This window comes from Paenibacillus chartarius (assembly GCF_042432825.1).
Classification (GTDB): domain Bacteria; phylum Bacillota; class Bacilli; order Paenibacillales; family NBRC-103111; genus Gordoniibacillus; species Gordoniibacillus chartarius.
Window position 1 is genome coordinate 133,063 of record NZ_JBHLWN010000022.1, and the last position, 23,325, is coordinate 156,387.

The window sequence follows — 23,325 nt, forward strand, 5'->3', positions numbered from 1 at the left end:
GTGGAAAACCTCCCTATAATTTCGTAGTATAACGAATCGAATGCGCTTCCATGAATAAAAAATAGGGAGGATTTCCGCTTAATATATGAAAATCAGCTTATCTCAGAAAATTAGCTCCAGCCTTTCCCTTTAAGGTCTTCGCGACCTGCCCAACGTACGGACTCCACCTCTCGGCCGTAAAATAAAAGTGCAGGTGTTGCGAACGAAGTTCGTCACCCCTGCACTTTTTCCCCTCACCAGCCTTCGGCAGCAACGGACGGCAGCAGATCATCGGCCGGCATTCCCGCATCTCCGTAAGGATGCTGCTTCTCATACAGCTCCTTATAGTACCCGCCCCGTGCGAGCAGCTCCGCATGGCTGCCGCTCTCTACGATTCGGCCGTCCTGCACGACGAAGATCGTATCCGCATCAACGACGGTAGAGAGACGATGGGCGATCATAACGACCGTCTTGCCGCTGCCGAACGCCGTAATGGCCTCCTGCACAAGCTTCTCGCTTTCGTTATCGAGGGCGGAGGTCGCTTCATCCAGCAGCAGAATGGGCGGATTCTTGAGAAACACCCGGGCGAGAGCAATCCGCTGCTTTTGACCGCCGGACAGCTTCACGCCGCGCTCCCCGACCTCCGTATCGTAGCCGCGAGGGAGCGCCTCAATGAATTCATGAGCATGAGCAAGCATTGCCGCCGTACGCACTTCCTCATCGGTGGCGCCGGGCCTGCCGATCCGGATGTTGTCCCCGATCGACGAGCTGTACAGGAAGTTGTCCTGTGTCACAATGCCGGTCAGCTTCCGCAGGCTGGATAGCGCAACCTCTTGAATGTTCACTCCGTCCACGAGCACCTCGCCGCGGTCCGCATCATACATCCGGGTAAGCAGCTGCAGAACGGTGCTTTTCCCGCCGCCGCTGCCTCCGACGAACGCATATGTTTTGCCCTTTTCCAACGTAAAGGACATGTCCCTCAGCACCTCCCGGCCGTCCGCATAGCTGAAGCCGACCTGGCGAAACTGCACCGAATGCCGAAACTCCGTGAGCTCTACCGGCTGCGCCGCCTCTTGAATCGACGAAGGCGTATCGAGAAAATCGAACACCCGCCGCAGCGCCACATTGCCCTCGGTGATAGCCGGGTACGCCTGTACCAGCGCCGTCACGGGGCTGCGCATACGGTCGACGTAAGCGAAGAAGGCCATCAGGCTGCCGAGCGTCAAGCTGCCGTCCATCACGAACCAGCTGCCGGCCAGCACGACGATGAACGGGGTCAGATCGCTGAGCATATTAACGGTGGCCAGCGACAGCGCCTGCACGTCGGCCTGCCGGTCGGTTAACTGCTCGTACCGGTCCAAATGCCGGCCCAGCTCTTCGCGGTCCCGCTTCTCGGCGGCGAATAGCTTGGAGACGAAGGCCCCTTGAATTTTCTCGAAAATAAAGCCGCTAAGCACCGACCGATAGCTCATCATAGAATGCGTCGTCTGTTTGAGCCGCCTGGACAGCACATGCGCCAGCGCGAACTGGAGGGCGACGAACACTACGGCCAGCAGCGTCAGCTTGATATTCAGCGTCAGCATGACGGTGACGACAAAGCCCAGCACGATCAGTTCAATCCATACATTGGAGAACACCGCGGTCAAATACCCGCGGATTCTCTCAATATCGTCGAAGAACCGACCGCCGATTTCTCCGCTCTTGTGATCGGCCAAATAGCGGCTGTCAAGCGTGTGCACTTTGCGGAAGGCATCCGTACGAAGCGCCTTGATGATGTGGTTATTCGCCTTATGCATAAAATATTGCCGGATATACTCCATCGGGCCGCGAACGAGGACGAAGACGACCAGCATCGCGCCGGCGATGTACAGCAATTGCTGTACTCTCGCGGCTGCGGGCATGGCTTCATTTTGCAGGAGCTGGTCGAACATGTATTTCACGACAAGCGGTACGGAGAGCGGAATCAGAAACCGGAACAGGCTGCCGATGAAGCCGAGTGCATACAGATGCCGTACCTTCGCGACATACGGGGTAAAGCGCCGGAATTCAGTCATATCGATTCCCCCCGATTTCAGCGGACGTTAACGACGTAGGGAACAGTGAACACTTGCCCGGCGTGCTGAAACTGTCCCCAGATTTTGTAGACGCCAGGCTTCGGAAATGACGTCTCGAACACGGCGTCGGGCCCGGAGCCTTGATCCGGCTCGGCATGCACGTGCAGGTACGTCTCGCCGTCCTCCGACAGCACAACCACATGGCCGATGGCGCCGAGGTACGGCTCCAGGTCGGTAACCGGCTGGCCGGTGCTTTCATCCGTAACGCGGAAGCTCAGCTTCGTGTCCGCGCCCACGGCGAGCTGATCGATCGACAGCTGAACCCGTTTGCCTTGTTCAGTGCGCTCCAGCTTTTGATCGGGGACGATATCGGCAGGTGCAGCCGCGGCCGGACCGCCGACGCGGGTCCACTCCATTCGGGTGACCGCATCGCCGCCGGTCGGCTTGAAGTCGGCAATCAGCCGGTACTCGCCGCCGGACGGGAACTCGTTCTCGATCTCAAACACGCCCTGTCCCTTGTATTCGGGGTGAATGTGTTGGAAGTAGGACAGGTCCTTGCTGACAATGATCAGATGCAGCAGCTTCTCGTGAGTAATATCGAAGCTCTCGATCGGATTGCCGTCCTTCTTCTTGATGCCGAGCCGGATAAACGCCTTTTGCGCGCCGGCGGACGAGCCTTGCTCCTTGACGGTCCATACGGTGTCCACTTGGTCGGCCATGATCCTGCTTGCGGCGACGACGGTGCTGTCGCTGTCCCAAGTCGCCTTGGGGGTGCAAGCTGTTGCCGTTAGCAGGGCGGAGCCCAGGGCAGAGAGCAGAAAGAGGTGACGAATGGTTTTATTCATAGCGCAGCGCCTCGCTTAAATGAGTTTTGGCGGCTCGGGATGCCGGAGTGAAGGAGGCCATCAAGCTGACAGCCAAGCCGAACAGAGCGATGGCGGCCAGCATCCAGCCGCTGACCCCGAATGTAAACGTGAGTGACCGGAAATTCATAAACGTCGATGTCATATAGATCAGCAGGGTACCGAACAGGAGGCCGACCGCGGTGGCGGCCGCTCCGATACCGAGCCCTTCGAGCAGCACCATGCGAACGATTTGCTTCTGTGCTAAACCGACAGCGCGCATCATGCCCAGCTCCCGCACCCGTTCCATAATGTTCATGAGCAGCGTGTTTGTAATCCCCATGCCGGATATGATGATCGAGAGAACAACCAGAAAATGAATGACGCTGAACGATCCGGTAAGCGTAGCCCCGACGACCGATACCCAGTCCTCCGGACCGAACATTTCCTCAATGCGCGAGCCGAACTGGTTGAAAATATTTTCCCGCAGCTGCAGAGGGCTCGTCTTATCGTCCTTGATGACAAGCGCGTTGCGTTCATATTTGAGCCCGAAGCTCCGGCGGAACGTTTCGTCGCTCATGAAGGCGCCGTAGCCGCTGTTTTTCATTGTCTCGACGACGGCGGCGACGCGGAACGGGCGCGCTCCTTGCAGCGTCTCCAGCGTGATCGTGTCGCCCAGCTTGCCGCCCCACACGCCGAAAGCGATGTTGTCGAGCGCAAGCTCGTCAGGCTGCAGGCTGCGGATGAGTTCGCTCTGCGGCCTATTCTGCCTGGCGGTGAACAGCGGAAACCTGTCGATCCAATCGGCGCCGACGCCGTATACCGGCAGCTTGCGATTATGGCCGTTCAGCGACCAGATAGCGGCTTGCAGCGGATACGTTTGGGCGTCGGCAACGCCGGCGGTACTCTTCAGCTGCGCCAGGTCGGTCTTCTCGATATGGTGGAACATCACATCCAGGCTGCCGCCGTAGGACGCATGGATGACCCGTTCGTAGGATTGGATCATCGCCGAGTTCAAGGAGCTCATCAGCACGATCATCGCAATGCCGAGGCTCAGAATGACGGACGTCATGGACGTTCGGCCAAGGTTGCGGAGCAAATTGCGGGCGGCGACTTCACCGCTGAAGCCGAAGAGAAGGCGATACAACGGCTTGATGGCGGAGGCGAATCCGCGGAATAAATACGGATATACCAGGATGATGCCCAGCAGCAAAGGGGCTACCATCAGCAGATGCTTGATGAAGAAGGCGGAACCGATCAGCAGTATGCCTGCGATAGCGCGTCCCTTCGAAAGCGGCGGCTTCTCCGACGGCTGCTCCTTCAATACGGCGATTACGCTGACCTTGCCGGCCTGGCGGATCGGGTACAAGGAAGCGGCGAGCGGGATGAGCAGCCCTGTCAGAGCGGCGATGATCAGACCTTGAAGCAGCTGTAGGCCGGACTGGTCGTGGATACCGAACAGCAGGAAGATGGCGGCTTTGAGCAGCAGGGCAAGACCGTATCCGATCAGCAGGCCGACAGCCGTTCCGGCGGCGGCGAGCAGAAGCGCTTCGTTCAGCACGAAGCCGCGCAGCTGGGCGGGCGTGTAGCCGATCGTCTTCAGAGCGGCGAATTCCTTCTTCCGCTCCGTGATGCTGACGTAGAACGAGTTGAAAATCACAACGGCGCTTAAGACGATGCCCAGGAAGCCGGCGATATACAGCGCCATGAAGAACGTTTCGGCATCCTTGAATTGAGTGTCGGCATCAATAATGACTGGCTGGATGTAGACGCTGCCGTCATGGGCAACCGCATGCTCCAGCGTGTGCTCGAGCTCGGCCGTGCGGGAAGGATCGAGCGACTTGACTTGAATGCCTTCCACCTTGCCCTGAAGGCCGAACCATTGCTGCAGATCGGCCAGCGGGACGGCGACGGTCCACGGATGATATTTGGCCATCGTCCAGCTGGAGGGGCCCATCAGCTCAACCGTATATTTTACAATGGCTGTGATCGGGATCTGTTTCACGCCGTTGCTCGTATTGAGGGCGATCGTATCGCCGATATCGGACTGCCACACTTTGGCCGTCCGGTCCGTAATGACGGCGCCGCTGCGGCTGAGGTCACCCTTGACGAGCCTGAAGTTCGTAATCGGGGTATCCAGGCGGCTGTAGCCTTTCAGATCGATCCGTTTCTGAATGTCGGTAATCCCCTCTTTATCAAGCTGCAGCCTCGTGTTTTCATTCAGGACGGCCACGGCCGCCGTACCCTCCAGGCGGCCGACGCTCTTGTGCAGCTCCTCCGGAAAGTAGGCTTCGGTACCGAGAATGGTGTAGTCCGCTTTGCCGAACGCGGCTTTGAGATAGAGAGGGAACGCCAGCTTCGCCGTATTGACGGAGGCAATGACGGCGAACGTCGAGCCGACGCCGATCACAATCGACAGCAGCGTCAGCAGCGTGCGCAGCTTGCGGCGCATCAGGCTGCGCCAAGCGATCAGCCATGGATTCACTGGAGCTCGCCGCCTTTCCAGTCCGTATCGACGATTTCTCCGTCCTGCAGCATCACGATCCGGTCGGCGGCCGCCGCCGCTTGGCGGTCATGCGTCACCATCACAATCGTAATGCCCTCTTCCTTGTTTAGCTGCGATAAGAGGCGGAGCACAGCTTCGCCGTTCCTGCGGTCCAGGTTGCCGGTCGGTTCGTCCGCCAGCAGGAGCGCGGGCTTCATCGCCAGCGCTCTGGCAATGGCCACCCGCTGCTGCTGTCCGCCGCTCAGCTGCGAAGGGAACTGGCCGGACTTATCGGCCAGGTTGACCGCTGCGAGGAGCTGGCTGACTCTTGCGGCAATCTCCGCTTTCGGGGTTTTGTTGGCCGATAGCGACAGCGCTACGTTTTCCGCCACCGTCATCGTCGGCAGCAGCTGATAGTTTTGGAAAACAAAGCCGAGCTTTGTACGGCGGAACAATGTGCGCTCATGTTCATTGAGCGACTCCAGCTGGACGCCGTCGACGGCGATGCTGCCGCTTGTCGGCAGGTCCAGCCCGCCGATCAGCTGGAGCAGGGTGCTTTTGCCGGAGCCGCTCGGCCCCATGATGGCGATAAATTCGCCCTTGTTGATGCGAAGGGAGCTCGGTTTGAGCGCGGTGAACGGGCCGGACTCGAGCTGGAATGTTTTCGTGAGATCTTGCGTGTGGATCATGGATGGTTGCCTCCTGTTTATGTTGTGGTCCCGATACCTCAGTGGGGTATGAATCCATCATAAGACAGGAGGAAGCCTCTGGAAGCGCAAACGGTGGGGAGTGGCCCGCAATTATTTGCGGTGGGGACGCAATAAATAATAGTAGTGGGAATATAAGCTCTTAGCTTGAGAGGTTGGAATGAATTGCTTATTTAAGTTTGTGCAATTGGTACAAGATTGATATCATTGAAGGACAAACAGTAATAAATGATAGCGAATAGGGCATAAATAATCGTATGTAATATTTGGAGGAGGGTTATCATGCCCACAAATAAATGGGATCTTTATATAAAGGAATTTGGGAAAATAAAGGAAGCAAATATTTCGGTTACCCCATTCATGATTTTTGTTGGGAAAAATAATAGCGGAAAAAGTTATTTAATGCTTTTGTTGTGGGGGATTTTATCGGAGAGTAGATCTTTGATACAAAAATACATCGATGAGTATAGAGGGTTTAATGAGTTATTAACAAAATTTACAAATCAATTTAATGAGAGTGATTCCAATACTATTATTCTCAATGAAGAAGATCAGGATAAGCTTCTGGAAGCATATAATCAGATGTTAAGAGATCAGCAGGATAGCTTACTAAAAAAAGTATTTCGGTTCCCCATTAATATTAGGGAACTGGTAATAAAAAGGGACAACCAGATTCCTTTCAAACTTGGAGTAAAACATAGCATCCGTTCAGTAAAGAGAAAAGAGATAAACGAGGATTCGAAGGATGCATCAATACAAATCTATCATGGGACAAAGGAACTTCTTGAAGCAGTGTATATAAATCCTGATCCGGAAGGGGTAGTAAGGTTCTTTCTACGCTATTCGCTTACTTTAATGATTACAGAAGGCTTTTATAATGATCCTTTTTCTTATAATCAAGATAAACAGCCACTCTACTTACCGGCCTCTAGGACCGGTTTTATGCATACATACAGAGCCATTGTAGGCAATTTATTTGAATCCAGCATGTCAGAAAATATATTGGTAAATGAACGTGAGGATTCGGCAAACCAGAAGATAAACGGCACCGAACTTACCTACCCGGTAATTCAATTTTTATCTAAGCTTCAAAGACATAGCTTTGATGACCAGAATATGAAAGTTTTTCAAGAGGAAATTGACTTTTTAAATCAAGAACTGCTAAGTGGTGAAGTTCAAAAGGATGAGAGCAACATGTTCAGATTTAGACCGTTGGATTCAGAGATTGCTTATCCTATGCACATAACCTCTTCATTAGTTGCTGAAATTGCACCAATCACGATATTCCTATCTTCTAACACGAATCCAGATTTATGGATTATTGAAGAAATTGAGTCGCATCTGCACTCCGAAATGCAGTTAAAGATGGCGAGATTTTTATTCAGGCTGCTTAACAAACAAAAGTCGGTTTGGATTACAACACATAGTGATAATCTGGCACAGCAAATCAATAATTTGCTTACTTTATCGCAACATCCCAAAAGGGATGATATTTTGTCCAAACTTCAATATTCCTCCAAAGATGTCCTTGACGATGTTACAATAGTAAACGCATATCAATTCAGCCTTGAAGACGGGTTCACTACAATTAAGAGTCTTCCACTAAATGAATACGGATTTGTAATGGAGACATTTAATGATACTTTAGTAGATCTGGTTAAAATCACAGACTACATTCAAAATTATTCGGAGTGAACTGCATGATCGATATTGGTTTTAATATAAATCGTGCCAAAGCACAATTTTATGAGATATTCGAAAGCGAAGTAGTCATAAGTGAAAATAGTGACGAAGGGAGGGCCGAATTAACCGTTATCTTCCAAGACCATAGAGGCAAAAAGTTTATTAGACTATTAAGAGAACATGATCCCATCTTGCAGTATGCAGATAATCAGAAATGTGCGGACGGGATCATCATTGAATGTACAGCTTCCGATTGTCAAAGAGCCAAAATTTATATTATCGAATTAAAAACGACAATAGGAGTAATGACTTGGAACGATGTAAAAGCGCAGTTCCGGGGAGCCACACTTCGGGCATTGGCCTTTGCAACCTCCATTGGAATTAACCATATTGAGGCCATTTCCTATTGTACAGCTTATTTGGAAGATAGCGAAATAAAGAAAATTGCCGAGGCGATAGAAAGGCAGTCTAATTTGACGGGGACGGTTGCTAAGAAACGTCCAATTGGAATTAATCCTTCTGAGATAAAGGAATGGAATGACACTAAAATCACGCCTTTTAGAGAACAGAAAAACAGCTTTCCTCATAGTTACTGTATACTGTCAAGAGAAGCAGACATCAATAAAGGACTAATAAGTATGTAGGGAAAAGGGTACCCCACCGTATTGTCCCAGCGGGGTACCCTGATCTATTTTCATAAGCCGCACTCGCTCTAATACAAATCCTCCGCAGGTAAAATCCCCAGGCTCTTCGCCTTCTTGATCGCCTCGACCCGCGAGCTTACATGCAGCTTCTGGAACAGCTCGGTCAAGCTGTATTCCAGCGACCGCTGGCTGATCATGAGCGTCTTCGAAATGTCCTTGTTGCTCTTCCCCTTGGCCAGCTCCCGCAGCAGCTTGTCCTCTTCCTGCGTAATCATCGTTTTCTCCTGTTCGCCGCCGCCTTGCACAATAATCTCCTGGCGCCGCAGCTGCTTGAGCAGATGCATCGGCACGACGGCCTCCTTCCGGGCGGCGCAGCGGACCGCCTGCACTAGCTGCTCGCGGGTCGACGTCTTGGCGATAAAGCCGGACACCCCGGACTCCATCAGCAGGTTAAAATGCGGCGCAATCTCAAACCCCGAATAGATCAATATGACCGCATCCGGCACATACTCGAGCACTTTGCGCGTCAGGTCGGCTCCGTTCATATTCGGCATATAGAGGTCGAACAAGATGACATCGAACCGTTTCAGCCGCACGAGGTCGGTTACGCAATAAACGTCCGTCTCGATCGTCACCTTCATATCCGGCTCGGACTCCAGCAGCATCTTCGTGCCTTCCACGACCGAACGGTGATCGTCCACCAGTAAAATTTCCATCTGCATTCACCCTTAGTTCATGAATTTGGGCAGTTCAATCCGGACCTGCAGTCCTTCCCCCGGCGCCGACCGGAATGTCACTGTCCCTTCCAAGCTCATTACCCGCTTCTCGATCCCGGCCATGCCCATATGGGCGAATGAACCCTCAAGCGCGGACAAATCCATGCCGACTCCGTCATCGGTATACATGAAGCGAATCCGGTCGCCCGCGCCGTCCAGAACGATCGTCACCTTGCCCGCCTGAGAATGCTTGGACGCATTGTTGAGCAGCTCCTGCACGATCCGGTAAACGCCGAGAATTTGCTCCTCCTGCAGCGCTGCATCCATCTCCGCCGCGTGAAAATCAATCTCGTAATTCGCAAACATTTTCGCGTAGGAAAACAGGCTTCGAAGCGATTCGACCAGACCCATTTTCATCAGGAAAGGAGGGCGCAGCTCGTTGCACGTAATTCGGATTTGATGGATCGCATCAAGCAGCCCGTCTTCGATTCGGGCCAGTTCCTGTGTTGTGGCCGGGTCCAAGGCTTCCGACGAGGAGCGCAGCGATTCCAGCTTGCGGTACCAAATGATGAGATCCTGCAGCACGGAGTCGTGCAGGTCGCTTGAGAGCGAGGCGCGCTCCTTCTCGGACAGCTTGAACAGCAGGCGGAGCATCCAGCGCGGCGTATCGCTCCGGGCAACGATGTGCTCCATCCGGTGCATGAGATCTTCCAGCAGGCCGAGATTGTCATATAGAATCGTAACATAGTGAACGGCCGTCTCCAGCCACTGCTTCTCTATGGGCAGAAGGCCGTCCGCGGCCTCGATGCGGAGGTACACGGGCAGCTGCTTCTCCCCGATCCGTACGCGGATACCGCTGCCGCCGACCGAGCCGGGTTCCGGCTCCCCGTCTCCTTCTTCGATCCAAGCGCTTCGCACGGGAAGCACATTCATAATCTCATCGAGCAGGCGCTTTTCGAGCTCCGACACCTTCGTTACGCCAGCCAGATCGGCCGACAACCGGTTCAAGCTTTGCTGCAGCGCTTTGTGCCGTTCCTCGCTGCGAATGAGCTCGCGTTCCTCTTGCTTTCGCTTCGTAATATCTTTGGCTATGCCGTGTATGCCGTTAAGGCGGCCGGACACGTAGATCGGCACGAAAGTAAAGGTGACGATTCGCTCTCCGGATGCGTAATCCGTCAAACGGCACTCGATATCGCCGGGCTCGCCGAGCTGCGTGACGCGATGAAGCGTTTCGTAGACGGCGGCGTGGTCCTCGTCATGAACGAAGCCGAGGAAGCAGCGGTTCGCCAGCCGGTCGGCCGGAATGCCGACGACCGCTTCGAAGGCCCGGTTCGCTTGAACGATATACAGGCCGGTCAGCTCCATCGAGAACACGCCGTCAAGGTTGTTGTCGAAGAGTGACTTGTACCGCTGCTCGCTTTGCTCCAAGGCCAGCTCCGATCGCTTCTTCTCGGTAATATCCTGAATAATCCCATCGAGCCTCTCGACACTGCCGTTATGGTCAAGATAAGGATGTACGAAGAGGCGGGCCCAGCGGGTTTCGCCCGGCACATGAATGAGCCGAAGCTCTTTCGTAACCGGCTGGCCGCGGTCAAGCCGCGCTTTCACTTCCCCCATCAGCGCCTCGTTATCCTCGGGGTGGATGTGATCGTGAAGCCGGATCGGATGGCTCATAATCACGTCCCGCGGGAGACCGATCAGGCCTTCCATGCTTCTGGAGCAGTACGTATACCGGGAAAAATGCGGATCCGTCGACCATACGGCGGCATTCACGTTGTCGAGAATATTTTCGAGCAGCTGCTCGGCGTTCTTTCGTTCGGTAACGTCTCTCACCACGGCGACCACGTACTTGACGTCGCCATGCGGATCCAGCACGGGCTTCACGCGGGCCTCGATATGCAGCATGCGTCCGTCGGCATGAAAGAGGCGGTATTCCACATCGACCGGCTGCTTCATATGAAGCGCTTGCTCGAACGAGAGACGGGTTTTCTCCTTGTCGTCGGGGTGGAGAACCTCGAACGCATCCATACCTTCATACTCTTCGACGTAATAGCCCGAGAGGCTGTACATGGAGGGCGAGACGAAGCGTACAATCGCTTGGCGGTCAACCAGCACAATGGTATCGGATGTGTTCTCGGCGACAAGCTTGTATTTGTCCTCGGCGGACAAACCCGGGGCGTTGTCTCTTACGGTCACCGTATAGCCTGAGAGTCGGCCTGCCTCATCTTCTATCGGTACGGCCGTATGTCCGGCCTGCAGGAGGCTCGATGTGTCGGCAAGCAGCCGGAAATCGGGATGCCTGCGGAAAGCCTCGTTGCCCCATACAATCCGGTGCTCGGTGTCGGTCACGCAGACCGGGTCCGGCATGTGCCGCAGCAGCAGCTCGGCGCTTCGGATCAAGCTTTGGCGGAATTCCATAACCATAGGGGAAGTCTCCTTAAATCTTTAAAAATCATTACGTTCATTATAGAGGATTCGATCCGACCGCGCCCCGCAAAAATTTCGGGAATCCCCGCAATTTCTGCGCCGAACGGAACCGTGGAACGGGGATTTCGTTTTGTATGCTTGCCATCCAAACGGTGCATATAAGGCTTACATACAACGGAAGGGAGCAGGAGTGAAAATGCATGTGAGGAAATGGATTCGTAGTTCTTTATCGGCAGCGCCGGGCTGAATCGGAACTTGGGAAAGGTTGCGGGAACGCCCGCACGGCGGAGTCGATCACACTTCTATGCCCGCGTAGAGTCCCCTTTAAATGGGCAATTATTATTTATGAGCATGTATCCCTGGACTTACGCGCATGGCCACGTATAATGATACGAAGGTTATAGTTTCAGTTTGGAGGCACAACCCATTGACGATCATGTATCCATTCGCATTCGACCCCTCCCTTCCATTCGTACAGCAAGCAAGCGACTGGATTGCGGATGTATTTTACGAAAAACTGCCTGAAGCCGGCTTCGAGATTCGGGACGAGCAAATTTACATGGCATTTCAGCTGGAACGTGCGTACCGCGACAAGCAGACGATTTTTGCCGAAGCTGGTGTCGGAACGGGTAAAACCTTCGTGTATCTGCTTTACGCTATTACCTACGCCCGTTATACGAGGAAGCCAGCTATTATTGCTTGTGCGGACGAATCGCTCATTGAGCAGCTGGTCAAGCCGGAAGGCGACATCGCCAAGCTGGCCCGGCACCTGGATCTGACGATCGACGCCCGGCTCGGCAAATCCCCCGATCAGTACGTGTGCCTTAACAAGCTGGACGAAGCCAGGTCCGCCGGGGACGTTGATCATGAGTGGGCAGAACGGTATCAGGAGATCTACCGCGGATTACCCGACTTCGTGCGAACGCCGGATACGCTGCAGTCGTTTCAGCCTTACGGGGACCGTAGAGAATATGCGGATTTGACGGATGAGCAGTGGGCGCGTATCGGCTGGGATGTGTTCCAGGATTGCCTTGTCTGCAGCCAGCGTCATCGCTGCGGTCAGACACTGTCCAGGGAGCATTACCGCCGATCTGCGGATATCATTATCTGCTCCCATGATTTCTATATGGAGCATGTGTGGACATTCGAAGCGCGTAAGCGTGAGGGACAGCTGCCGCTGCTGCCGGCGCATAGCTCCGTCGTTTTCGATGAAGGACACCTGCTCGAGCCCGCGGCGCAAAACGCCTTAACTTATAAGCTTAAACATGCCGTCTTCGAGACAATCATTACCCGCTTGCTTGAAGGTGAAGTTCGCGAGACGCTGGCGGTCGCCATTGAGCGGGCTATCGAGCAGAGCGATTCATTGTTTGCTGCCCTGGGGCGTTACAGCCGAAAGGTGCCCGCTTCCGACCGGCGCGATATCGAGCTGTCAGGCGAGCTCACCCGCGAGGTGAACCGGTTTCGGGACCTGCTTTCGGCGATCGAGGAGGAGCTCGTGTTTGAAAGCGGCCTGTTCACGCTGGACGCCTATCAGCTTACCATTGTAGAAGAGCATATCGAGATGCTGCAGTTGGCGTTAGGTCTCTTTGTACGACCCGAGCGGCTGATTACTTGGGTGCAGGAAGACCAGGACGGCCTCACCCTGGTCGTCATGCCGAAGCAGGTGCAGGAAATTTTGAAGGAACGTGTTTTTTCGCAGCGCATGCCGATTGTTTTCTCATCCGCAACACTTTCGGTCGGAGGCTCTTTCGATTACATCGCGCAAAGCCTCGGGATCGACGACTTCCTCTCGTTCTCCGTTCCTTCGCCTTATAATTACAAGAAGCAGATGAGAGCCGAGCTTTGGCCGGATCAACCGGGCACCGATAAAATCAAGCTAGTCTTAGACTCGCTGAACCGCTCGGCTGGAAGAGCTCTCATTTTGTTTCCGTCCAGGGACGAGCTGCACGACTTTAAGATGAGGCTAGGCGAATATAAGGAGGCTGAAGCATTCCGCATTATGTTTGAAGGAACGGCAGAGATCAGCTCGCTGATCTCCGCCTTTCAGCATGACGAGCACAGTGTTCTGTGCGCCGTCACGCTCTGGGAGGGCTTGGACATTCCCGGGCCGTCCCTGTCGAACGTCATTATTTGGGGGCTCCCGTTCCCTCCAAAGGATCCTGTGTTCGAGGCGAAGCGAATGGACTCGCGCGATCCGATGGCCGAGGTGGACATGCCGTATATGATTTTACGTCTTCGTCAGGGGATCGGGCGGCTCATTCGTACCCGTGAAGATGAGGGAATCGTAATGATAATGGGGAATGCCTTGCATGATGAAGAGGTGCGCAGGCAAGTTCTGGCGCTGCTGCCTTGATTGGCGACCGTGGAGGCATTTGTAAAGTAGGGGAAGGAGTCTGGGGAAAGGATGGGCCGCTGTGACGTCTTGGCAGAGGGAAAGACGGCCCGAATAGGGCGGTCTTGGGCTGTGGTGTCGGCAGGGTGCGGTGAAGACGGCCCGAATAGGGCGGTCTTGGGCTGTGGTGTCGGCAGGGTGCAGTGAAGACGGTCCGTTTTGGGCAAGCCACAAATGCCGTTGTCATCCAAAAAAATCACCCGTCCATCTGCCTCGAGGCAAGTGAACGGGTGATTTTGCTACAGCTTGAAAATTTGCACCGTCTTCCGCAGCTCCCCGGCGATTCGGGTCATCTGCTCCGACTTGCCGACGACTTCAGCGACGGCGGCGATCTGCTCATTCATCGAAGCGGACATTTCCTCCGTCGAGGCGGCGGATTGCTCGGTGATGGCGGAGATGTTTTCCATGGAGGCGGCAATCTGCTTGGCGCTTTGCAGCATGCTCTGGCTTTCGTCCGCAAAACGGCGAATTTCCTCCGCCATATACGTCACGCTCTCGACGACCTGCGAGAAGACGCCTTTCGTTTCGACGATAAGCTCGGACTGCTTGTGCACGACTTGCTCGTTGATTTTCATTTGCTGAAGCGTAGCCGATATCCCCGTTTCAATCCCCCGTACAAGCTGGAACACTTCCTTCGTCATCGTGCTCGACTCCTCAGCGAGCTTGCGCACCTGCTGCGCAACGACGGCGAAGCCCCGGCCGTGCTCGCCTGCGCGGGCCGCCTCAATGGAAGCATTCAGCGACAGAAGGTTCGTTTGCTCGGCGATTTCGGAGATCGCATGCGTAATCGTCGAAATACCCTTCGCCTGCTCGGCGAGCCGGTCGATCGTTTCGGCGATCTGAGCCGTAACCTGTACGTTGGTTTTCGTCCCTTCGCTTTGCAGCTCGACGGCGCGGCGCCCCTTCTCAACCAATTGCAGCGTTTCATCCGACTTGCCGCTCATCTGCTGCGTGGATTGGGCGTAGCCCGAGATGCGTTCCTCGATATCTTTGGTCGTCTGGGACGCTTCCGAGATTTCCTCGGAGATTTGCCCCGCGCCTGTAGCGAGCTCGTGAGCCGATACGTTGACCTGCTCCAGAACCCCGCGGAGATCGTCGTTTTTCTGGAAAATATCGCTCCCCACCTCATACACCGAACCGGAGATACGCATCGTCTCGGTTAAAATGCCGCGCAGCTTGTCCGTCATCTGGTTGAGCGAGGTAGCCAGCTCGCCGAGGGCGTCGGAGGACGTGACCGGCACCTTCTGCGTGAAGTCGCCTTTGGCGATGGCACCCGCTACACGGGTCAATTCGCTGATCGAATCGCTAAGCGAGCTCTCCAAACGGCGGGCGATCGGATACGTTGCGGCGAGCAGCGCGGCGGCGATCAGGATGCCGAGCCATTTGGCGGAAGCAGGCAATACGAGTACAAGAACGATATCGAGCGCAAACAATGACGCTATCAAATAGCAGCCGATCAATACTTTGGACCAGAACGACAGAGAGGAAAGCTTGTTCATAGTAAGACCCCTTTGCAATAGATTCCACGAATTGGATTTTCATAATATTGTGAGTATTATAGTACGGAGGACCTACTTTTGGAAACGTTTACTTGTCGAAATATGGAACGTCAGGGAATGCATGTGGCCCTAGAAAGATAGGATGAAGATTACATTTTCGAAATGAGGCGGCACTTTGCTAGGTTTGTATGGTAGAGTATGGTAAAATTTCCTGTGTATTCGTTATCTACTAGTTGGGAGGTTTTCATCATGCGTCAAACTATGAAGCATATTACAGCTGTTACCGTGCTTGCCTCGTCTCTGCTTGTGCCTGCAATCGGTCATGCGGCGGATGCAGGGCCGGTTACTCGAGGCGAATTCATCCGTCTGATTGCCGAACGGCTGGAATTGTCCCCGAAGGACAATACTCTTGGACTGCCGAAGGACGTTGCGGCGGATTCGGAATTTGCGAATGCAGTGCGGGTTATGATGGAGCGTAAAATTTTGCAGGGCTACGAAGACGGTACGTTCCGCTTGTCGCAGCCTGTGACAGACACGGAAGCGAGCTATATTCTCGGCCGTCTCCTCGGCGTGAGGGATGGGGACGCGGCGAAGGCATTGCCGGAACGGTTCGGGGCGGCGATTGGCGGCGCGGGGAATTTGTCGGCGGAATCGGCGCAGCAGCTGGTGGACACTGCGCTGAAGAGCGACGAATCGGCGCTGGAGTGGCTGAAGAAAGCAGCCGAGAAGCAGAAGGAGGTCGTGTCGTTCCGCACCGCTGCCGAAATGGATATGACGATGGCCATGAAGGCTTTCTCCGACAATCCGGCCATGACGGTCGATATGAAGGCCAGCTCCAAGCTGGAGTTCCATATCGAGCAAGGACTTCATCAGGCGATGGAAACGGAAATGGTGGGCCCGACAGGTCCGGTTAAGATCCAAATGAATCAGTATACAGTCACTTCGGGTACGTATGTGGAAATGAATGACCCGGCGACAGGGAAGCTGACGTGGTTCGACATGACGAAGCAAATGCCGTATTCATTCGAACAGCTGATTGAGATGCAGAAGAACAGCTCGCTCAGTATGGAGAACTGGACGCTGCCGGGATTCTTTTACCGGGATCATGGTACGGAGACGGTGGACGGCGTCAAACTGCGCAAAGTTGAAATGAATGGTTCCCTCACGAGTTTCAAAGAAATTATGGACATCTATGCGAAGGTGTCCGGCGGGACCAACTCGGGCATGACGGATACGCTGAAGGCCATGCCGGGCTTCGAGGACTTGTCGCTGAAGATGTCGGGTGTCGTTTGGATTGATGAAACCAGCATGTTGATACAGCGGATGGATATGGACATGGTGATGAGCTATGGGGACAATTCGGTAATCCCGATTAGCGAAGTCGCGATGTCAATGGATATGAAGTATGCGGACTATAACGGTGATGTGGAAGTGAAGCTGCCGGAGGCGGCGAAGCAGGCTGTGCCGCTGCCTATGCCGACGGCCGGTGCGGGGAGCTAGTGCTGATGCTGAAGCTGATGCTAGTGCTGATGCTGAAGCTGATGCTAGTGCTGATGCTGATGCTGAAGTTAAAGCTAAAGCCGGCGCTGGTTCTGGTTCTGAAACGTCACGGATGATGCAATGATAAGAAATGGAAACGGCCGACTTTCCCTCAGCGAGGGAGGGTCGGTTTATTTTTTATGGGAAGCTTATTTGCGGATACGTTGGGGGACTCTTGCGACACCTGTAGAATTCAGTCATACGCCAGGTTTGAATGATGATCCAGTCTATGTTTGCGGCTTGAAATCCGATTTCCTTGTTGTATATTCGAGAGCAAGCGAGATAACGGGTCGACGCGGAGTTATTTTATCAATTTGAACGAGGATTCCCCGACAAGTAAAATAACGCCTCCAAAATCCTTTAATCTAGGCCGCGGATCCTTGTCCTGTGTGCGGCTGTTAGGGTAGATAGAGGTCGAGTATAGTGCATAGAGGAAGTCGGAAATTTGCGATCGTCTTCGGCTGGGCGGCAATTTTAACGCCGGCAACAAGAGCCCCGCCTATCGAGGAGCCGCAGCCCTGCTCATGTACGATCTGGCTTGCCTGCTCAAAACTTCTTCACCGCACTGCGATATTCGGTCGGCGACTCTCCGTACTGGCGGTGAAACTGCTTGGAGAAATACAGCGGGTCCTGGAAGCCGACCGAGGCGGCGATCTGCGCCGTGGTCAGGTCGTGGCGCTCGCGCAGCATGCGGCGGGCTTTGTCCAAACGGAGCCGGAGCAGGAAGGTGACGGGCGTTAGGCCGGTTTCCCGCTTAAACAGCTTGGATAAGTATGCCCGGTTGTAGCCCAGCGTCTCGGCCATGAGCTCAATAGAGATAGGCTCGGCGTATTGCGTGGACAAGTATTGAATCGCTTGACGTACTGTCGCTTCAATCTGGGGCGGGGTCGCCGGGCCGCCGCCCCCCGCTTCTTCGGCGGAGCGGGCGTCACGGTAAGCGGCGAACAGCAGCTGGAGATGGCCGGAGGCTTGCAGCGACGCGCTCAGCGATCGGGAACGAAACGCTTGCTCGATCGCACGGATATGGCGACCGGGCCGCAGGCTCGTCCCGGCTCGTATAACGGGTGCGCCGGATGTGAAACCGGCTGCCGCAAGAAGCGGGGCGCTGCCGTCCCCCCGGAAGGCGACCCAGCGGTACATCCAGGGATCGGCCGGTTCGGAAGCGTAACGGACGAGCTCGCCGGGCGAAATCAGGAAGCTGTCTCCGGCGGAAAGCCGATGGACGTTGCCCCCGGATGAAAACTCACCCTGACCGGCTAGCACATGGTGAAGCAAGTAGTGGTCGACGACTTTGGGGCCGAGCTGGTGGCCGGGCTTCGTTTGGCTGTGGCCGGCGAACAGCACCGTTACGCCGCTCACCTCTTCGGGCTCGGGGTTCGACACGACGAAATAACTCTCCGGGCGCCCGGGTCCGGTCGGCGTGGAGACGATGTCCGTTGCGGGATGTGACGATACCATACGGGTTCCTCCTCTTTCGGTGGAAATGGTCTAGCGGAACGTGGATATCTTATTTTTCGAAATGGACTCGAACGGCTCGAATTTCAACAGCGCATCGACATTCCTCAAGCGAGCCAACTGGCGGGATACGGGCATCTTAAGCGCAATGACGTTCCGTGGCGTCCGAATCGGCGTGTCCGGTTCGGAGATGTACCGTAACCACAAGCCGGAGCCGCGACTGCACCTTAATTCCGTACTGCATTCCATGACAGCAACAGTGTATCATTTTCCATGCCTCAACCCAATAGAAAATCACAAAATTCCATGTTGAGCTAACATGCTTCCATGGCAGGCGGCCGGCAGGTACGCTATACTGAAGCTAAAGAAGCGGACTTACCCGCGCGACGAAACCAAATTCGAGCTAAGGCGGTGCTAGCGGTAATGGCGGATGTGCAGCTGTTGAAGAAGCGTTTTATAGAGATTCATGGGGGAACGGAAGAGGGCATCAGGGTGTTCCACGCGCCCGGTCGGGTCAATCTGATCGGCGAGCATACGGACTACAACGGGGGTTACGTGTTCCCGGGCGCGCTGACGTTCGGCACGACCATGCTGCTGCGCAAGCGGGCTGACGATCAAGTGTCGCTGGCTTCCACAAACTTTGAGATGAAGAAACAAATTTCCATAAAAGGTCTGGCATACGACGAAGCGGATGACTGGATGAATTACCCGAAGGGCGTCATCTACTTCCTGCAGCAGAAGGGCCACGATATCGGCGGCTACGATGTGCTGTACCACGGCGAAATTCCGAACGGCGCGGGCCTTTCTTCCTCGGCTTCCATCGAGGTGGTTACGGCGTTCGGCTTGCTGACGGCGGAAGGCCGCGATGTAACGGCTGCCGAGGAACGCGTGCAGATCGCCCTGCTGTCGCAGCAAGTGGAGAACAAGTTCGTCGGCGTCAATTCCGGTATTATGGATCAATTCGCGGTAGCGATGGGCAAGAAGGATCACGCGATTCTGCTCATGTGCGACACGCTGGAATATGAGCATGTACCGTTCAACACGGGCGCTTATAAAATCGTCATCGGCAACACGAACAAGCGCCGTGGCCTCGTCGACTCCAAGTACAACGAACGCCGCAGCGAGTGCGATCAAGCGGTCGCCGAGCTCCAGGCTGCGTTCCCGGGTCTGACGCTGCTCGGGCAGCTGACGCTGGAGCAGTTCGAAGCGGAAGCGCACCGCATCGTCAGCGACACGGTCCGCAAGCGGGCACGCCACGTCGTGGAAGAGATTGACCGCGTGAAGCGGGCGGTCGAGGTGCTGAAGCAGGATAACCTCGAGGCTTTCGGCCAACTGATGATCGGCTCGCACAACTCGCTGCGCGATCTGTACGAAGTGACGGGTGTCGAGCTTGACACGATGGTCGAGGAAGCGCTCCGCATTCCGGGAACGATCGGCTCCCGGATGACGGGTGCAGGTTTCGGCGGCTGTACGGTATCGCTTGTACATGAGGACAGCGTCGAGCTGTTCAAGCAGCAGGTAGGCGCGAACTACAAGGAACGCACCGGACTGACGGCGGATTTTTACGTGTGCGATATCGGGGACGGCGCAGTTGAAGTGAAGTAGGGCTTGAGCGGGGTGGGGCCTGACGGAGGCTCGACAGCGGGCAAGCAGCACAGCGGTACGAAGCCATAGGGGCAACGGCCAGGACACCGTGATTCGAGCAAGCATACATGAGCAAGAATAAAGCGATACGAGAGACTGGTGCGTATGTGCACGCCAAACAAGGAACACGAGTAAGCAGCGGCGCTTCGAGCAAGCAGGCTGCAATCCGTAGCACAACGATTCATTTCAACCGCGAGGCAATCGGATTGCGAATAAGAACGCAGTAAGTCAATGGAGTACGGAAGAATCCTACGGAGAGGGGATGCACGATCATGGCGATTATGGTAACAGGGGGAGCGGGCTATATCGGCTCGCATACGGTGGCGGAGCTGCTGGCAAGAGGCGAGGAGGTCGTTGTCGTCGACAATCTGTATCAAGGCCACAAGGCTGCGGTGCTGGGCGGCAAGCTGTATGTCGGCGATTTGCGCGACGGGGAGTTTATGGATACGGTGTTCCGCGAGAACGAGATCGATGCGATCATTCATTTTGCGGCGAATTCGCTGGTTGGCGAGAGCATGACGAATCCGGCCAAGTACTACCACAATAACGTATACGGTACCTTATGCCTGCTGGAGAAAATGAACCAATACGGCGTAAAGCGCATCGTCTTCTCTTCGACCGCCGCAACCTACGGGGAGCCGGAAAACGTGCCGATCCTCGAAAGCGACCGCACGCTGCCGACGAATGCATACGGCGAGACGAAGCTGGCCATGGAGAAAATGATGCGCTGGTTCGACACGGCCCACGGCATCAAATACGTGTCGCTGCGCTACTTCAATGCAGCCGGCGCGCATGAGAGCGGCAAGATCGGCGAAGACCATCTGCCGGAAACGCATCTTGTGCCGCTCATTCTGCAGGTTCCGCTCGGTCAGCGGGCGCATATCTCGGTGTTCGGCGACGACTATCCGACGGAAGACGGCACCTGTATCCGCGATTACATCCATGTCAGCGATCTCGCCGACGCGCATGTGCTGGCGGTGGAGAAGCTGCGTCACGGCGGGGACAGCGATATTTTCAACCTGGGCAACGGGACGGGGTATTCGGTCAAGCAGGTCATCGACGCAGCGCGCAAAGTGACGGGGCATGCGATTCCCGCGGTTATGGAGCCGCGCCGCGCCGGCGATCCGGCGGTGCTGGTCGCTTCCTCGGAGCGGGCCCGCGTGGAGCTCGGCTGGAAGCCGTCGCGCACATCGCTGGAGCAGATCATCGAGAGTGCATGGGCTTGGCATAAACACAATCCGAAAGGATACAACGACCGGACCTAGACTAGGCCGACATGGCTTGCAGAAAGGATTGGAGGACATTACGTATGGATAGAGAGCTGAGGGCGGGACTTGCGATCGAGCGGCTGCTGCAGTTTGGCGTGCAGCGGGGGCTGTTGGAGTTGCTGGACACGGTTCCGGTGCGGAACGCACTGCTCGACCTGTTCGAGCTGGCGGAGCCGTATGCGGGCGAGGTGCCGGAGGAACAGCTGGACAGCCCGGTTGAAGCGCTGAACGAACTGCTCGATGCGGCGGTCGGAACGAAGCTGCTGCCGGAGGATACGCTGACGTACCGCGACCTGCTCGATGCGCGGATTATGGGGCTGCTCATGCCGCGTCAATCCGAGGTGGCGAACCGGTTTTGGGCGACGGCGAAGTCGGTTGGCGTGGAGTCGGCGACGGAGGCGTTTTACGGGATGTCGATCAACTCCCATTACATCATGATGGACCGCTTGCAGCGCAACCAGTACTGGCTGACGGCAACGGATTACGGCCAGCTGGAGATCACGGTCAACCTGTCCAGGCCGGAAAAGGACCCGAAGGAAATCGCGCTGCTCAAGACGCTGAAGTCGAGCCATTACCCGAAATGCCTGCTGTGTCTCGAGAACGTCGGCTATGCAGGACGGCTGAACCATCCGGCACGGCAAAATCACCGCGTCGTCCCGCTTCAGCTCGACGGCGATACGTGGTATCTGCAATATTCGCCTTACGTGTACTACAACGAGCACTGCATTGTGTTTTATCAGCATCATTCCCCGATGAAAATATCGGCGGAGACGTTCTACCGGCTGCTGGATTTCGTGGAGCAGTTCCCGCACTATTTTATCGGATCGAATGCGGATTTGCCGATTGTCGGCGGGTCGATTCTCGACCACGACCATTTCCAGGGCGGGAGGCATGCGTTCCCGATGGCGAAGGCGCCGGTAGAGGTGCTGCTTCGCTCCGAAAAGTATCCTGCGGTGAAGGCGGGCATCGTGAAATGGCCGATGTCGGTGCTGCGGCTGTCGAGCTATAACAAGGAGCAATTGTTAAAGCTGGCGATCGAGGTCCTGAATACGTGGAAGGGCTACAGCGATCCTTCGGTCGACGTACTGGCGTTCAGCGAGGCCGGGTCCGGCGGTGAAGGCGGAGCAGGTGCCGGGCAGGTACCGCATAATACGGTGACGCCGATTGCGCGCATTAATCCGAGCGGCGAGTTTGAGCTCGATCTTGTGCTGCGCAACAACCGGACGAGTGCGGAGCATCCGGACGGGATTTTCCATCCGCACCGGGAGCTGCACCACATCAAGAAGGAAAACATCGGCTTGATCGAGGTCATGGGATTGGCCGTGCTGCCGGGGCGCCTGAAGGGGGAGCTCGAGGCGATTGCCGGCGTGCTGACCGGAGCGGCGCCTCTGGAGGCGGGCGCTCTGGCGGATGCGGGCCATCCGCTGCATAAGCATGCCGCTTGGATTGATGCGCTGGTGAGCGAGCACGGTACGGGGCTTAGCGCAGACGCGGCAGCGGCGCTTCTGCAGCAGGAGGTCGGCGCCAAGTTCCTGCAGGTGCTGGAGCATGCGGGCGTGTATAAGCGCGACGTGCAAGGGCAAGCGGCGTTCCTGCGGTTTGCGGAGACGCTTGGGTTGAAGGGATAGAATAGATTTTGATCAGCACCTGCGGAAGTGCCTTCAAAAAGGCGGCTTCCGCGGGTGTTTATTTTTTGCCCGGATACCACGTATCTCAAATTCCCTAATTGGTGGATTTCTATACACACCTTAAGACCTTCTATAGATTCACATAACAATAGTTATTCTCGATCACATAGTTCTATAGGCCTATTAACAAACATAGGCTATTCGGAATATGATTGGGATAATCATATCAGCCAAGTGACAAAGGCAAACCGCAGGAAACTGCGGGACGCAAAGCCAAAGGGCCTGACCCGAGCGGGTTTTTCCGTTCGGATGGCAGCCGGTTGCCACAAGGAATCATAGTCTTTATGCCTATGGACCCTTGTT

15 protein-coding genes and 1 riboswitch are annotated in these 23,325 nt (G+C 55.3%); of the genes, 7 read left to right on the forward strand and 8 right to left on the reverse strand.

What is annotated here, in order from left to right; translation table 11 throughout:
- Nucleotides 1-233 precede the first annotated feature (233 nt).
- From ACFFK0_RS04985 to ACFFK0_RS05000, 4 genes are read right to left on the reverse strand one after another with little or no spacing between them, the layout of a single operon-like run.
- Complete coding sequence (locus tag ACFFK0_RS04985; RefSeq protein WP_377468818.1) at nucleotides 234-2,033, reverse strand: ABC transporter ATP-binding protein; 1,800 nt, start codon at nucleotides 2,031-2,033, stop codon at nucleotides 234-236.
- 17 nt (nucleotides 2,034-2,050) lie between these two features.
- Nucleotides 2,051-2,878: a DUF8832 domain-containing protein gene (locus ACFFK0_RS04990; protein WP_377468819.1), complete on the reverse strand. Its 828-nt coding sequence runs from the start codon at nucleotides 2,876-2,878 to the stop codon at nucleotides 2,051-2,053.
- Complete coding sequence (locus ACFFK0_RS04995; protein WP_377468820.1) at nucleotides 2,871-5,360, reverse strand: FtsX-like permease family protein; 2,490 nt, start codon at nucleotides 5,358-5,360, stop codon at nucleotides 2,871-2,873. Before ACFFK0_RS04995 ends, ACFFK0_RS04990 begins: the two co-directional genes overlap by 8 nt.
- Entirely contained in the window at nucleotides 5,357-6,049 is a 693-nt protein-coding gene (locus ACFFK0_RS05000) for an ABC transporter ATP-binding protein (protein WP_377468821.1), read from the reverse strand. Before ACFFK0_RS05000 ends, ACFFK0_RS04995 begins: the two co-directional genes overlap by 4 nt.
- Before the next feature lie 300 nt (nucleotides 6,050-6,349).
- Between ACFFK0_RS05000 and ACFFK0_RS05005 the strand changes: the two genes are divergently transcribed.
- Both ACFFK0_RS05005 and ACFFK0_RS05010 read left to right on the forward strand, forming a co-directional pair.
- Nucleotides 6,350-7,762, forward strand: coding sequence for an AAA family ATPase (locus tag ACFFK0_RS05005; RefSeq protein ID WP_377468822.1), 1,413 nt, complete (start codon nucleotides 6,350-6,352; stop codon nucleotides 7,760-7,762).
- A 5-nt stretch (nucleotides 7,763-7,767) separates the two neighbouring features.
- Nucleotides 7,768-8,394 carry a hypothetical protein gene (locus ACFFK0_RS05010; protein WP_377468823.1) on the forward strand — a complete coding sequence of 209 codons (627 nt, stop codon included), beginning with the start codon at nucleotides 7,768-7,770 and terminating at the stop codon, nucleotides 8,392-8,394.
- A 68-nt stretch (nucleotides 8,395-8,462) separates the two neighbouring features.
- Here the strand turns inward: ACFFK0_RS05010 and ACFFK0_RS05015 are convergent, their stop codons facing one another.
- A complete protein-coding gene (locus tag ACFFK0_RS05015) occupies nucleotides 8,463-9,110 on the reverse strand; it encodes a response regulator transcription factor (protein ID WP_377468825.1) in 648 nt (215 codons plus the stop codon).
- 12 nt (nucleotides 9,111-9,122) lie between these two features.
- A complete protein-coding gene (locus ACFFK0_RS05020; protein ID WP_377468826.1) occupies nucleotides 9,123-11,534 on the reverse strand; it encodes a sensor histidine kinase in 2,412 nt (803 codons plus the stop codon).
- Between the two features lie 439 nt (nucleotides 11,535-11,973).
- Between ACFFK0_RS05020 and ACFFK0_RS05025 the strand changes: the two genes are divergently transcribed.
- Nucleotides 11,974-13,890: an ATP-dependent DNA helicase gene (locus tag ACFFK0_RS05025; protein ID WP_377468845.1), complete on the forward strand. Its 1,917-nt coding sequence runs from the start codon at nucleotides 11,974-11,976 to the stop codon at nucleotides 13,888-13,890.
- A gap of 278 nt (nucleotides 13,891-14,168) precedes the next feature.
- On the opposite strand, the gene ACFFK0_RS05030 is transcribed toward ACFFK0_RS05025, so the two are convergent.
- Nucleotides 14,169-15,428 carry a methyl-accepting chemotaxis protein gene (locus ACFFK0_RS05030; protein WP_377468827.1) on the reverse strand — a complete coding sequence of 420 codons (1,260 nt, stop codon included), beginning with the start codon at nucleotides 15,426-15,428 and terminating at the stop codon, nucleotides 14,169-14,171.
- A gap of 249 nt (nucleotides 15,429-15,677) precedes the next feature.
- Here ACFFK0_RS05030 and ACFFK0_RS05035 point away from each other — a divergent pair, with 249 nt between their 5' ends.
- Nucleotides 15,678-16,928, forward strand: coding sequence for a DUF6612 family protein (locus ACFFK0_RS05035; protein ID WP_377468828.1), 1,251 nt, complete (start codon nucleotides 15,678-15,680; stop codon nucleotides 16,926-16,928).
- Nucleotides 16,929-17,513: 585 nt separating this feature from the next.
- Here the strand turns inward: ACFFK0_RS05035 and ACFFK0_RS05040 are convergent.
- Nucleotides 17,514-18,425, reverse strand: coding sequence for an AraC family transcriptional regulator (locus ACFFK0_RS05040; RefSeq protein WP_377468829.1), 912 nt, complete (start codon nucleotides 18,423-18,425; stop codon nucleotides 17,514-17,516).
- Between the two features lie 420 nt (nucleotides 18,426-18,845).
- Here ACFFK0_RS05040 and ACFFK0_RS05045 point away from each other — a divergent pair, with 420 nt between their 5' ends.
- From ACFFK0_RS05045 to ACFFK0_RS05055, 3 genes are all read left to right on the forward strand, one after another.
- Nucleotides 18,846-20,027 (forward strand): galactokinase, encoded by a 1,182-nt coding sequence (locus ACFFK0_RS05045; RefSeq protein WP_377468830.1) that lies wholly within the window; start codon nucleotides 18,846-18,848, stop codon nucleotides 20,025-20,027.
- A gap of 311 nt (nucleotides 20,028-20,338) precedes the next feature.
- Nucleotides 20,339-21,331 (forward strand): UDP-glucose 4-epimerase GalE, encoded by a 993-nt coding sequence (galE, locus tag ACFFK0_RS05050; protein ID WP_377468832.1) that lies wholly within the window; start codon nucleotides 20,339-20,341, stop codon nucleotides 21,329-21,331.
- A gap of 44 nt (nucleotides 21,332-21,375) precedes the next feature.
- Nucleotides 21,376-22,962 carry a UDP-glucose--hexose-1-phosphate uridylyltransferase gene (locus tag ACFFK0_RS05055; RefSeq protein WP_377468833.1) on the forward strand — a complete coding sequence of 529 codons (1,587 nt, stop codon included), beginning with the start codon at nucleotides 21,376-21,378 and terminating at the stop codon, nucleotides 22,960-22,962.
- Nucleotides 22,963-23,194: 232 nt separating this feature from the next.
- Nucleotides 23,195-23,290: riboswitch (cyclic di-GMP riboswitch) on the forward strand.
- Nucleotides 23,291-23,325: the final 35 nt, after the last annotated feature.